Raw genomic sequence first — 13,436 nt, 5'->3', positions numbered from 1 at the left:
TTCAGAAAACACGAAAAAAAAATTCAGAACTGTCAGATTCGAAGGTTTGGGTAGGAAATTCCAGTAGTCTATGGGGTACAACCACGGTGCGCAGATAATGCTATCATTTCCTGGCTTGAGCGAATGCCTGCCGAAGGTCTTCAATAAGGTCGTCCGGATCTTCCAACCCCACCGAGAGCCTGATCATCCCCTCACTTATCCCAACTTTTTCCCTGATATCGACTGGTACACCTGAATGGGTGGTCGAGGCCGGGTGACAAACCAGCGACTCGGTACCGCCAAGGCTTACCGCCAGTTGAAACAGTTGTAGCTCATTGAGAATTTTAAAAGCAAGCTGGCGATTTTCTTCAACCACGAACGAGAAGGTGGAGCCGGGTCCTGTGCACTGGCGTTCGTATACGTTTTTGGTCTGGTCATCGAGAAAATGCGGGTGTAGCAGTTTGCACGGCAGAAGCTTGTTGCCGGCCAGCCATTCCGCAACCTTAACTCCTGATTTCGCAGCACGCTCCATTCGCAAAAAGACGGTCTCCAGAGATCGTGTCAGCATCCATGAGGAGTGTGGGTCAAGCTGAAAACCAAAGCTGCTTCTGGTTAAGCGCAGTTTGTGCAATAACGCTTTTTTGCCGGTAATTGCACCTGCGATAAGGTCGCTGTGACCACCGATATATTTGGTTAATGAATAGATACAGAGATCTATGCCGAAGTCATGAGGTTTTTGAAAGACTGGTCCAAGCAGGGTGTTGTCGCAAACAATAAGAGGGGATGCGATTCCGCGTGATTGGCTCCATTTGTCCACGACCTGTCGGCACATGGCGAGGTCGATCATACTATTGGTCGGATTTGCAGGTGTTTCGAGATAAACAATTTTTACCGGTCCCTTTGCATATGCTTTGGTGAGGGATTCTGTCAGCGGAGCATCAGCAAGGCCGTCGAAAAAGGCCATGGGAGTTACCCCCCAACTATTGAAATAATTGGAGAGTAAAGTCTCTGTGCCACCGTAAAGAGGGCTGTAATGAACGATGCTGTCACCCGGTCTGGCAAAGGTGAGAAAGAGACTGCTTATTGCCGCCATACCAGAAGAAGTGATGAGCGCAGATTCAGTTCCATCAAGAATAGCCAACCTGTCTTCAACTATTTCACAGTTCGGGTGATTAAAGCGACTGTAGACCAGTCCACCTGCACCGCGGTCCTGATCGACTGGTTTTCTGCCTGCTACCTCATCAAAAAACTCGGCGCCTTCTTCAGCTGATTGAAAGGTAAAGGTTGAGGTAAGAAAAACGGGCGGTTTTACTGATCCTTCCGAAAAGAGAGGATTGTAACCATAAGCGGTCATCTGGGTTGTCGGAGAGAGCTTTCTTTTACCGAGATGAGTGCGACGGAATGAACTTTTGGCAGCCATATTGTTACCCCGATAGTTGAGATTAAAGGCTGAACTTTCTTTCAGGGTAGTTGATGACTTCACTATTTGCCAGCGCCCTCAAGTTCCGTTGTTGCGGCACTGTTGATGGCTTAGGTGTACACTTGTGGTGGCCCACCGTAAGAGATATCTAAAATTATTGAGTCGTCATAGTGAACCTGCTAATAGCAGAGTTCGGTAGTTCCTGTTGCTATTTTAGCACCTACCGATTTGAACCCCGCCTCTACGAATTTCAATTTGCGCTCTTTTTTGAGATGGTAACAAATGTGCGGGAGATATAACAAACTATGATAATTCAGTGAGAAGAAGTTGCTTAAGAACTGATTGGCTTTAAGCAGGTTCTTGTCACTAACTCAAGATCAAGACCAGCAGTTTGGTAAACAAAATCATAGCGATCAAGGCGACAGGATAGACGGTGGCGTAGGCGGAAGAGGCATAGTGGGTCTTTGATAATTCGCTCACAGCGGCAAGGCCAGGGGTACTGGTCATGGAGCCTGTTATTACACCGAGCATCCGCAGAAAGGGAATCTTCAGCAAATACTTGCAGATAAAGATTGAAGAGATAAGAGGCACGAGGGTAACAACTGCACCGGCTATAAAGAGGTCTATTCCCTGTTCACTTACAGTCGCAACAATAGATTCACCTGTTCTGGTGCCAACTGTGGCCATAAACAGGGTCAAACCCAGGGCTCTGATGAAGCTGTTGGCAGTGCTGGGAATTTCCCAGACAAATGGACCTGTCTTATAGATATTGCTGAGAATTATTCCAGAGACCAGCACGCCACCTGTGGTGCCGAGGGTAAAAGTACCAGCATAGGGCAGATACAGAGGAAGCTGGCCGATAAGAAAGCCAATGAGCAGGCCGATAAAGATCGGCAGCAGGTTTATGCTGTAGAGTTCCTTGGTGTTGTTACCAAAAATCTTGATGATATTCCTGAGCGCGCTCCGTTGACCAACCGCGTGGACGATGTCTCCCATCTGCAGGCGGAGATTCGGGGTCGCGGGCAGGTCAAATCCGTTCCGGGTGACTCCTGTGGTCTGCACATTGAAAACCTCCCGGCAGTTAAGCTGGTTTAAGGTCATGCCTGCCACTTCTTTTCTTGAAACGATGATCGACTTTTTGCTGAGTGCCCTGTCGAACTGGATTTCTTTGTCTATCAGGCAGCCCAGCAGGGGGAGTATCTTTTTCAGGTCGGCGGGACGGCCAACAATGCGGATATGGTCACCTTCATGCAGCACTGTCTCGCCGCTGACCAGAATGGGTTGATCTGCACCAAGCCGCAGCAGACGGGTAATGACCACGGGCGCCAGGCTCCCCAACCGTAAATCCTTAACCTTCTGGTTTAAAATGTTGGGGTTGGTGAGCTCGACATGTTGCATTTTCAGCGGCTCCCGGGAACTGGCCACCTCTTCATTCAGGTAAATCTCTTCTTTTTCAACGTCAACCTTCAGAATCCTGGGAATAAGCTGCACAAAAAGGATAACACCGGTGACACCGAAGAAATATGTCAGGCCATAGCTGGCTGCAGCGCTGGTATCACCTGCCATTTCAACAGCAACTGCCAGACCGGGGGTGGAAGTGAGCGCACCGGCAAAGATGCCGGCGCTGATATCGGGACCAAAACCATAGACCCATGCCATGACCAGGGTAGTGGCAAAGCCGATGCCAATGATTGCGAAAGCACCAAGGGAAAGATGCAGCCCCCTGCTTCGAAGGGTGGTGATAAAGCCAGGGCCGGCCTGAAGACCGATGGAATAGATAAACAGGACGAGACCGAGGGTTTGAAAATCGGTGGGCAGCGTGTAACCGAAATGACCGAAAAAAAGAGCTATAAAGATAATTCCTGAAGAGCCAAGAGAAAAGGATTTCAGGCGAAGCTTGCCGAATGCCGTACCGATAATAGTTATCAGCAGCAGAAGGAAAATATGATTATGTAAAAGTTCCACAGCAAACCCGGGTGAAGTACAAGAGAAAAAATAATGAGCCTGCGCTTACTATACTCAGGGCCTGGTCAATTTACCAGTTAAAGTAAAGGGGTAGAGGTCCTTCTGTTCATCTTTAAAATATTTCACAATGTAATATCCTTTTATGAAGAGATGAAGTCTGCGATACTTGAAGGGCATAGGTCGTAAAGGTATTTATGTAGCTGGGAATAATTATCAAATAATGACCTTGAACCCATTGACACTGATTAGATGTGATATAGTTTGATATTAAACCATTTAGGAGTTGAACGAATCCTTTCTCGCTCAACCTGATAGCGGGAAAGTGAGAAGCTGTTGTAATCTTTTAAAAGCCAAACTGGCATGCAATCATATGGACAGGAGACAATATGAGCTTTCGAGATATCGTTGAACAGAGACGCGCAATCAATTTTTTTGATCCAGATAGAGATGTATCAGGTGAAGTGCTTGATGAGATGATAGAGTTGGCAGCTAAGTCGCCATCCAGTTTCAATCTGCAACCATGGAATCTGATTGTGGTACGGGAACATGCCGAGAAAGAGGCCTTGAAAGCACTCGCGTGGGATCAGCCCAAAGTTGTGGAGGCTCCTGTGAACCTTATTTTGCTGGCAGATAAGAATGGCTGGCAGGAAGGGCATCCGACAGTTGAAAAAAACTGGCAGCAGATGCTTGACTCAGGCTCCATGCAACCTGAGCAACGAGACTGGTTTCTGAATGCCGCTAAATCTCTTTATAACTGGAATTCAGACGCCAATCTGGCGTTTGCAGCCAAAAACGCAGGCTTTTTCGGAATGAGTCTTATGTATGCTGCAACCAGCCTGGGATTGGAATCTCATCCTATGGATGGATTTGACCATGAAGCTGTTCGTAAGGAGTTTAACATTCCCGATAATTTCTGGGTTCCAATGCTGCTCGCTGTGGGCTACAAAAAGCCGGGCCTTGAACTCCATCCGGCTAAATGGCGTAAGACCAGAGATGAAATTGTCGTTTCATTCAAGTGAGCAATACTAAAAAAACAACCTAACCTGCCGCAGTCGCTCACCGGAAGAGACTGTGGCAGGTTGTTACTATCCTCTTTTCCCTACACGTGCCTGACCATGTGTAGATGTAGAGCTGTCTAAGCTGTTTCTACCTGCCCCCCCTGCGAGCAAAACCACCCCTCACTCAACAACCCGAAAATATCAAAAAATTTCCAAGACCAATATCCAAAAATTCGTTAAAATAGCAGCCTTTACAAAATTTTGATGAATTCAGGCAGTTGGTTGCTGTTAGTCGCAGCATAATGCAACTCTCAAGTACACGGTAACTCTATGTATCTGTTGGTGATTAAGAAAATCCGTCATCTTTACAAGAAATATGACTGGTTCACCATAATCATCGTGCTGCTATTTATGCATACGATGTCGGCGGGTCTGTTGCTTGTATTTGATTATCAGACTTTCGCCCAGGAGACCCTTGCCAAAACCCTCTGGAAAGGTACCTGGTGGTTTTTTGTGACCGCTACCACAGTGGGCTATGGTGATGTGGTACCCCAGAGTGTGCCAGGTCAGATCATTGCAATTTTCGATATGATTTTCGGTATTGGGCTGATGGCTACAGCTATTGGCGCCGGTGCAGATAAGCTTATAGAACGGAGGAAAATACGCGTGCGAGGACTCAAACAGCTGAATTTGAAGAATCACATTGTTATCCTTGGCGGTGGCGCAATACAAAAAGTTACCACTTTGATCAAGGAGATTCGCAACGATCCGTTTTATTGTCGTACTGATCTGGTTGTCTGCACAGACGTCTATGAGGAGAACCCTTTCGGTGATGAGGTAGAGTATGTACGAGGCAGTATAGGCAGTGAAGATGTGATGACCAGAGCCTGTATTGCAGATGCCGATTTCGTCATCATCTACGGGTATACCGACGAGGAGACGATTTTAACGACCCTTGCCGTGGATGAGTTGAACAGGCAGGCATTTACCACGGTCTATATTCGGGACCGTGCCAATATCCGTCATATAGACAGGATCAACAAGGCAAGGATTGCCCATCGCCTGATCGATGGCAAACAATATAATCGTATTAAAGTCATTACCCGCCTTAATGACCTGATGCTGGCCAGGGAGATATCGAATCCGGATCTATCTGAGGTGATGCGGCTACTGATCGATAGTTCGTCTGGTGATACCTTCTTCTCGATTAAGGCCTGGCCAGGGCTTGATAAAAGCATCCCGGTTCCTTACGTACGGCAAATGCTGCGTTCCACAGACGCCCATGCCCTGCTGGTGGGTATAAAACGTGACGAAGATGGTTCTATCGTCATGAATCCAGGAGAAAACCTTGAAGTGTATCCTAATGATCATCTCTTCGTTATCGCCCAGCACAGGCCGGATGTCGACTGGGTAACACTTATTCTGAGCGAATCCGAATAGTTCGGCATAATTTTGTGGAGTGTAATATGCAAGATCTGCGAGTGACACTGGTTCAATCAGATATTATCTGGGAAAATCCGACCGCAAATAGAGAAGTTTTGACGCCACAATTGACTCAGTTGGCTGGTCAGACAGACCTGATTATCCTGCCTGAGATGTTTACCACCGGTTTTACCCTTGCCGGTGAGCAATTAGCGGAGGTGATGGATAACACCAGTGAGGGAACCACAGCTCACTGGCTGACGAAAATGGCCTCCGTCACAGGTGCCGCAATAACAGGAAGCTGTATCATTCGTGATGATGGTAAGTTGTATAACCGTCTTCTCTGGGCGACGCCAGATGGTGAGCTTTATCATTACGATAAAAATAATTTGTTCAGCTTTGCCGGGGAAGATTCTGTATATTCGGGGGGGGAAGCACTCCTCACGGTACATCTCAAGGGGTGGCGCATTCGCCCATTTATCTGCTTCGATCTTCGTTTTCCTGAGTGGAGTAGCAGGAGAAAAGGTACATATGATCTGGGTATATATGTTGCTAACTGGCCGGACTCCAGGCAGAATCACTGGTTTTCATTGCTGTTGGCCAGGGCGATTGAAAACCAAATTTATGTAGCGGGTGTGAACAGGATAGGCAGGGATGGGAACAGGCTCTGCTACGCCGGTGGATCAGTGCTGGTTGATCCGGAGGGAGAAGTATTGCATGAGTGTGGCAGGGATCAGGCAGTAACCACCCATCAATTGGATGGTGAATCACTTCAGGCCTATCGTAAGAGATTTCCCATGTGAAATCATAAAATTCTGTTCATCGCGTATTCATCAAAAAAGCAAAAAATCTTTTGCACAAAGTATCTACTTGGTTTTGCCCTCCCAGGGCGCCTGATTGCACTTGCTTCTTCCGGTTGGCAGTGAGCATCGCCAGCCTGTAGATCGGTCTTGCTCCTGTTGGCCGGTGAGTTACAGGCGCCAATCTGTCATGGACACCGAACCCGACTCCTTCCAGAAAAACTGTTGATACAGAAACGGGCCTGACATGATAGCGCCCCGACTGTTGATGTCCGTCCTTACGTTTTTTTCACAAATTTTGTTCCGGCCTTCTCCATTAATACGAATCTAATATTCATTCAACTGCTCCCATAGACACAACGGCTTTATTTGTCAGAAAAAAATCTATGGAAGGGTGAGTGGGAGGGGACCAAACACTCTCTGTTTTTATAAGGATAGGATGGGTGGGTTTGTTAGGGTTTAGTGTTTGTTAAAAATGTTAAATATTGAATATATATTGAAAAAATGTGCAATTCATTATGTGTTTTAGATTTGCCGAAGGTGCGAAAAATAAAGCACTGTTTGGTGCCACTAACTTGACCGCAACGCTATAGTACCTATATGATTCTGATATGGCATTCGCCATAGCAGCTGCAGGGTGAGTTAAATTCACTTCCTGTTTCCGTATTCTATGGAAGTGTGTAACGCTGTCGCAGTTCATTTTAGCTAATATTTTACGTAATCGGGTTACCAACCATTGTGTAAACTACGTCCAAACTCAAAGGTGATGGAGGTTACCATGAGAATGAATTTCTCGAAAACATTAACCTGCGCAGTTTTTATCACGGGTGCAATGCTGTTCGCTACACAAAGTGTGGCAGACCCCTTTACCATAACGTCACAACTGATAGGCGATCCACGTCCGAACAATCCGGATAATCTTATCGTGGATGTATCCATAACTGGTGATACCACTTCAGCTACGACTTACTGGACTGTAGACATCAATTCACCGATGCATCCGGATGTGAAGCTTGACGCATTTTACTTTAATCTTAATCTTGACGCTAGCGATGTGAGTTTCAGCAATTTCGTTCCGTCAACCTGGTCGGTGACCAGCCCGGCAACAAATGCTGCTGGCTCCGGTGGTGCCGATTTTGACTTTGAGGCGGATTCTTCTAATCCTGCAATTAACGTAACTAATAGTCAGGATCTTACTTTCGAGGCAACCTTATTATCAGGATTCTGGAATGTGGATCTGTTCCTGAATGCTAAAGAGTCCGAGAGTAATGATGATTGGCTTGGTACATTCCAGCTTGGTGCACACCTGCAGAGCCTTACTGCAGATTATAGGCGGTCGGATAGCGGCTTTGCCGCCGGTTATTATGAAGGAGGCGGTGAACCGATCCCCGAACCAGTGACGATGCTTCTATTCGGCACTGGCTTGGCTGGTCTTTCTGGTCTGCGATTGAGGAAGAAGCAGTAATTAATTAATAAGATACGCTTCAACCATAGATGATAAAGCACAGTGTGGGGACACACTGTGCTTTTTTGTATTCAAGTAAAAACTATCTCTCAGTAAAGGCCAGTTTGATACCAAGAGCGGCAAAGGTGGCTGCAAAAGAGCGCTGAATGAGAGTCAACAGGCGATCGGAGCCGGTTACATATCTTCTTAAACCGTGGGCGCAAAAACCATACAGAATAAACACAACGAAGGTCATCAGCATAAAGATTGCGCTGAGCAGTAGCATATGCAGAGTTGGGTTTGCAGACCCCGATGAGATAAAGAGCGGCAGAAAAGCAAGAAAGAAAATCGAAAGTTTCGGGTTCAGGATATTGATCAGTGTGCCGCGAACCGCAATCTGACAGAGGCCGTTGGCCTTCTCGGGCTTCTTGAAATTGATGCCACCGGTCTCCCTCCACATGCACCAGGCAAGGTATAGCAGATAGATTGCTCCGGCGTACTTGATGCATTGAAAAGCCAGGGAGCTCATGTGCAGGATTGCGGACAGCCCGAAGACCGAGGCAAGCAGATGGGGGACGATTCCGAATGTGCAACCAACGGCTGCGGCAGTTGCAGCGCGCCAGCCGAGAAAAAGACCGTTGGAAACGGTATATATGACACCCGTCCCCGGCATGAGTACAACGACCAGAGAGGTAACAAGAAACTCAGGAGTTATAAACATTGGTTGTACCTGTTCAGTTAAGGTAGGTCAGAGAAAAGCGAAATGCTCACTCTTCCTAACCTCTAGGGCCACTGACAGGAAGAGAGAAATCTGGAAGAGAATACGCTTTGCCAGGTGTTATATGGGATTTTATTTGAAAATACAGTGCTTGGCAAAGTCTGCTGCTTCATTGGATGTCCATTCACCTTTAGGTTTTTCTTTCATCTGGTTGCACCATTTGTCGCTTCCGACTTCCGGGGCGCAGGCGGTAAGGGTGGTGAAGCAGATGCCAAGAAAGAGTGTTGCTATTGTTGTGCGTAACAGTACCATTGCGGCGAGTTCTCCTTGTGATGTTTGAAGTGAAAAGTAATACTCAGGATGCTCCAGGTGTTCGTAGAGGCAGGATATCCAGAAACTAATATGAAATTGTGGGTTGTGAATAGTTCGATATATCAGCAAATTTTTGATATTGCAACACGTTTGGCTGCATTTTTTGTCAAGGTGTCGCTGGGGCAGGGGAAGCAGAGTTTCAGACCGTAGCAGTGTCGCTCTTCCAATTTATCACTATCAAACCACTTGCCACCAGTATTATCGATGCCGCCAGGCTATAAGAGATAGGGTCACCGAGCACCAGCACACCGAGCAACACTCCGGATACGGGCATGAGAAATAGAAAGCAGTGCAGGGTGGTGGCACCATATTTCTGAATGAGCGAATTCCACATGACAAAGCCAAAAGATGCGGTGACCAGAGACTGATAAAGTACGGCCTGGATGACCATTGGGGTAACTTCCCGCACCATTCCACCGTCGAGTAGATAACCTGCCAGCAGATAAAAGGGGACTGTGAAGATCATAGGGAACACGGTGATCTGTATCGGGTTGAAATCGGCAATGATTTTTTTAACGTAGATGACGTTGCAACCCCAGAAAAGAACAGCCAGAAAAAGCAGGCAATCGCCCGAGAAGGCCTCAGCGGTCAGGTCGAGTGAGTCCCTGATGAGCAGGAAAACACCGGCAAAGCCCAGAAGCAGACCGTTAATTTTCTTGGGGTTGATTTTATCGTCGGGCAGCAGGAAGTGAGCGAGTATCATCACCACAAAGGGGACGGTATTCGCTATAAGAGCACCATGGGAGGCGGTCGTGCGACTCATGCCAGAGTAGAAGAGGGAGATTTGTATGAAAAAGATGAGTCCGAGCCCTGCCATCTGCAACACTTGTCTGGTGCTGAGATAAAGTGAGATTCCTGCGACTTTAGCCCAGCAACAAAGAACTGCAGCAGCTATTCCGAAACGTATTCCGGCTGACGTGAAAATGCCGATTCCGGTCAGGGTGGTTTTGACCGCTACCGGGTTGGCCCCGAAGAGCATACAGAGGAAAACGGCAAACATGGAGGTGGAAAAAGGGAGTTCTTTGCCTGCCGTCTCTGTTTGCATGCTATTCCCCATGTTGTCGTGCATATTCGTACATAACGATTGAGGCGGCGATACTCACATTCAAACTCTCCACCTTGCCGACCTGGGGAACTTTAATAGACGCAACTCCCTTATAGGCGTTTTTGTCAAAACTGATGCCGTGCTCTTCATGGCCAAAAACAAAGGCGCTTTTGGCAGGAATCTCCATCCTGTGTAGGGAGTGTGGCGCATCAGGTTCCAGAACGAAAAATGTATATCCTTCGGCTATCAGCTGTTCATAACATTTTTCAAAGGTGGGATGAAAATGGGCAGGCAACCATTTGAACGAGCCCTTTGCTGATTTGACATCGAAATATTCAGTGCCGATCAGGTGAATGGCTTTCGCACCGAAAGCATCACCACTGCGAAATATTTTACCAATGTTGAATGATGGTTTCAGGTTGTCGAGCACGATTACAAAGTCATGAACACCCGGTTCGGCATAGACCATGTTATGCCTGCGATGCTTGATGTACTGTCTTTCAGCCCATCTCCGGGCATCCTGCTGTTTTTTCTTTTCTGCTCTGGTGGGCATGTCTTTCTCACCTTGAATGAAGTGCTTACCTGAGATGCAAAATATGACGATAGTAATTCTTAATACAGCCTAACTTGAATAACAATGACATTTTGCTATGAGCATCATTGCCCTGCAAATCTTGCGTTGCAAAAGAATTGCGTTGAAAATCAAATAATAGAGCCACATTGTGCGTTGGCAGGATAGTACATATGATAGCTGTAATGCAGTATGGGGAAGCGCAGTATCTTTTGTTCATTATGCTATAGTTATTGAAGTAGTGCACAGTATCGGGGGAGGTTTTTGTTCCGTTTAAAATATCAAATGCAAGGATGGATATGAATCCTGAACAGTATGATTTCATAATAATTGGAACCGGACCGGCGGGGATGAGCGCCGCGATGACGGCGGCGAAATGTCGCAAGCGTGTACTTGTGGTGGAAAAAGAAGACTCCCTTGGTGGAGTCTGTGTCAATACCGGTACTTTTCCGAGTAAGACCCTGAGGGAGGCGGTGCTGCACCTGACCGGCCATCTGAAGAAGCAGATATTCGGTGAAGAATTCTGCTCTCTGGGTAGTTCTGAAATTTCTATGGATCGCCTGAAAACGAGGCTCCAGTATGTCCGACTGAAAGAGCATGCCATTATCGACAGTCAGCTGGAGCGAAACAATATTAGTCTGATACGCGGCACAGCGACGTTCATCGACAATAGCACGGTGGCTTTGCACCAGGTCGGTGGGGACAGACCGCTTCTGGTCCGGGGAGAGATAATTCTTATCGCCACTGGCTCGCGTCCACGTAATCCGCCGGAGATACCCTTCGATGGCGAATTAATAGTCGATTCACGCTCCATTCTTGATATCAGCACCGTACCATCTTCCATGATTATTCTGGGTGGCGGGGTGATCGGTTCTGAATATGCAACGATCTTTGCTGCACTGGGGGTAAGAGTTATCCTGCTGGATAAGGGTACGCGCCTGTTGAAGTTTATCGATCAGGAGATCACCGACCAGCTTCAGCAGCACTTCCCCAACGGCTATGTTGAATGTATTCACAACGTGGGCGATTTTGAGATCGCAACCGAAGGAAATAAGGCAAAAATACGGCTCGATGATGGCACAGTCTATAGGGCGGATACACTGTTTTTTGCTCTGGGCAGGGAAGCGAATGTCAAAGGCCTGGGATTGGAAAATACCGACGTGGTTCTCAACAAGAACTTGTATATCACCGTGAACGACCTGTACCAGACATCGGTGGATCACATTTTTGCAGTGGGCGATGTGGTCGGCTGGCCGAGTCTTGCAGCAACCTCGATTATTCAGGGCAGGATCGCTGCCCTGAACGCCATGCAAAGGCGCTCGGAAGGATTCCCTACCATTTTCCCGGTGGGCATCTACACAATCCCCGAGATATCCTATGTGGGCATGACCGAAGAGGAAGTGAAAGAACGTGATTTTAAATATGTAGTGGGACGATGTTATTACGAGGAACTGCCGAGAGGGCAGATCTCCGGCGAGTCTGAGGGGATGCTCAAGATGATCGTCCACAAGGATACCCGGGAAATTTTAGGCGTACACATCTTCGGCGGCGGTGCCACCGAGATCATACATATCGCCCTGATAGCGCTCTTCCATAACGCAAAGATCGACCTGTTCATAGAGAATATATTCAATTACCCGACCTATTCCGAGGCGCTGAAAATAGCGGCACTGTCAGCCATGAATCAGATAGATTACGAAGAGTGCAGGTAATAGCAGGGTGAGGGGTGCTTTGATGTACTCATTTTAGTGACAAGGGAATAAGCTGGTAACCACTAAAGCTCAGCTTCAAGGGGTGAGAAGTGAGGTGGTTGGGGCAACTGCTTAAAGCTAAAAACCTCCTCTCCACAGGCTGATTGGATAATGATTCCGGGGATTGGTCATTTGCCAATCGGTCAGACCTCACGTCTCTCACCTCACTCTTTCAAGCTGAAGATTAGGAGTAATTAAGTAAGAATACGCCTAAATTTTGGCTGACACGGATATTGTCTCAACTGCTTTTTTACGGGCGCCATATAAAGAGCTTTTAGAGGCCAGGATTGCTGTAACTAAGAAGATTGTGAAGAAAATAATCCTGGTAATTATTTCATAAATTATTACGTATTGTTCTTTTGCGAGCATATTGTTTGAGACCAACACTATCGTGGCAATATTGATAAGCGATGAAGCGATTATTAAGACAAGTGCATACCAGAATATGAACACGAAAAATCTTCTCATTGCAGACGGATAAATATGTTTGCAATCATCCTGTTCATATACCCCAACAGCAGCAAAGTCAGGATCTCGCACAATTTTCTTTCTGGATAATATGACCAAGGTGTTGGCAATGTGGTCATGTATAGCCTGATGTTTTTTGCTAAAAAGCATAAAAATAAGAGAAAAACTCCCCAAGGTAACCTTGGCAACATACCTCAATACAGATAATAGCAGTGGGCAGCGTTTTTCTTTGTTCGTGCTTATTACTTCAACACCAAGTGCGTATTGGCCTAATGTCGAACCCAGATACCTGATCAACAGCGGTTCAAGCAAGAACAAGGTGAACAGCATAAGAATGGTCGCGTACCTGGATTGATCTGGGAATATATCAATAATGATAGCTGGAACAACAATAAGCAAAGATAAGAAAATTAACGTGTCGAGTAATCCAGCTTTGATCCTTCGAGGCAGTGGTGCGTATCGGATGTCTGAGTTGTTCATTTT

General features: G+C 46.8%; 12 protein-coding genes. 5 read left to right on the top strand and 7 right to left on the bottom strand.

Annotation, left to right across the window (positions count from 1 at the left end; translation table 11 throughout):
- Positions 1-103: 103 nt before the first annotated feature.
- Together FCL45_RS17135 and FCL45_RS17130 are read right to left on the bottom strand one after the other, a co-directional pair.
- Entirely contained in the window at positions 104-1,399 is a 1,296-nt protein-coding gene (locus FCL45_RS17135) for a cystathionine gamma-synthase family protein (protein ID WP_136799650.1), read from the bottom strand.
- Between the two features lie 366 nt (positions 1,400-1,765).
- Entirely contained in the window at positions 1,766-3,364 is a 1,599-nt protein-coding gene (locus FCL45_RS17130) for an aspartate:alanine exchanger family transporter (protein ID WP_136799620.1), read from the bottom strand.
- Positions 3,365-3,750: 386 nt separating this feature from the next.
- Between FCL45_RS17130 and FCL45_RS17125 the strand changes: the two genes are divergently transcribed.
- From FCL45_RS17125 to FCL45_RS17110, 4 genes are all read left to right on the top strand, one after another.
- The gene (locus FCL45_RS17125) at positions 3,751-4,383 is read left to right on the top strand and encodes a nitroreductase family protein (RefSeq protein ID WP_136799621.1); all 633 of its coding nucleotides are present in this window, start codon (positions 3,751-3,753) and stop codon (positions 4,381-4,383) included.
- 309 nt (positions 4,384-4,692) lie between these two features.
- Positions 4,693-5,802, top strand: a complete 1,110-nt coding sequence (locus tag FCL45_RS17120) for an ion channel (protein ID WP_136799622.1) — start codon at positions 4,693-4,695, stop codon at positions 5,800-5,802.
- Positions 5,803-5,828: 26 nt separating this feature from the next.
- On the top strand, positions 5,829-6,587 hold the full coding sequence (locus FCL45_RS17115; RefSeq protein WP_136799623.1) for a nitrilase-related carbon-nitrogen hydrolase: 759 nt from the start codon (positions 5,829-5,831) through the stop codon (positions 6,585-6,587).
- Between the two features lie 775 nt (positions 6,588-7,362).
- The gene (locus tag FCL45_RS17110) at positions 7,363-8,049 is read left to right on the top strand and encodes a PEP-CTERM sorting domain-containing protein (protein WP_167495905.1); all 687 of its coding nucleotides are present in this window, start codon (positions 7,363-7,365) and stop codon (positions 8,047-8,049) included.
- Positions 8,050-8,131: 82 nt separating this feature from the next.
- Here FCL45_RS17110 and FCL45_RS17105 read toward each other — a convergent pair whose 3' ends face one another.
- The 4 genes from FCL45_RS17105 to FCL45_RS17090 form a co-directional block, all read right to left on the bottom strand.
- On the bottom strand, positions 8,132-8,749 hold the full coding sequence (locus FCL45_RS17105; RefSeq protein ID WP_136799625.1) for a LysE family translocator: 618 nt from the start codon (positions 8,747-8,749) through the stop codon (positions 8,132-8,134).
- Positions 8,750-8,878: 129 nt separating this feature from the next.
- The gene (locus FCL45_RS17100) at positions 8,879-9,058 is read right to left on the bottom strand and encodes a DUF3012 domain-containing protein (protein ID WP_136799626.1); all 180 of its coding nucleotides are present in this window, start codon (positions 9,056-9,058) and stop codon (positions 8,879-8,881) included.
- Between the two features lie 199 nt (positions 9,059-9,257).
- Positions 9,258-10,163, bottom strand: a complete 906-nt coding sequence (locus FCL45_RS17095; RefSeq protein ID WP_228721353.1) for a DMT family transporter — start codon at positions 10,161-10,163, stop codon at positions 9,258-9,260.
- 1 nt (position 10,164) lies between these two features.
- Positions 10,165-10,716, bottom strand: coding sequence for a TrmH family RNA methyltransferase (locus FCL45_RS17090; protein WP_136799627.1), 552 nt, complete (start codon positions 10,714-10,716; stop codon positions 10,165-10,167).
- 317 nt (positions 10,717-11,033) lie between these two features.
- Here FCL45_RS17090 and sthA point away from each other — a divergent pair, with 317 nt between their 5' ends.
- On the top strand, positions 11,034-12,446 hold the full coding sequence (gene sthA / locus FCL45_RS17085) for a Si-specific NAD(P)(+) transhydrogenase (protein ID WP_167495906.1): 1,413 nt from the start codon (positions 11,034-11,036) through the stop codon (positions 12,444-12,446).
- A gap of 249 nt (positions 12,447-12,695) precedes the next feature.
- On the opposite strand, the gene FCL45_RS17080 is transcribed toward sthA, so the two are convergent.
- Positions 12,696-13,433 carry an RDD family protein gene (locus FCL45_RS17080; RefSeq protein WP_136799629.1) on the bottom strand — a complete coding sequence of 246 codons (738 nt, stop codon included), beginning with the start codon at positions 13,431-13,433 and terminating at the stop codon, positions 12,696-12,698.
- Positions 13,434-13,436 lie beyond the last annotated feature (3 nt).

The organism is Desulfosediminicola ganghwensis, from assembly GCF_005116675.2.
Classification (GTDB): Bacteria; Desulfobacterota; Desulfobulbia; order Desulfobulbales; family Desulfocapsaceae; genus Desulfopila; species Desulfopila ganghwensis.
This window is presented reverse-complemented; position numbering and strand designations above follow the sequence as displayed.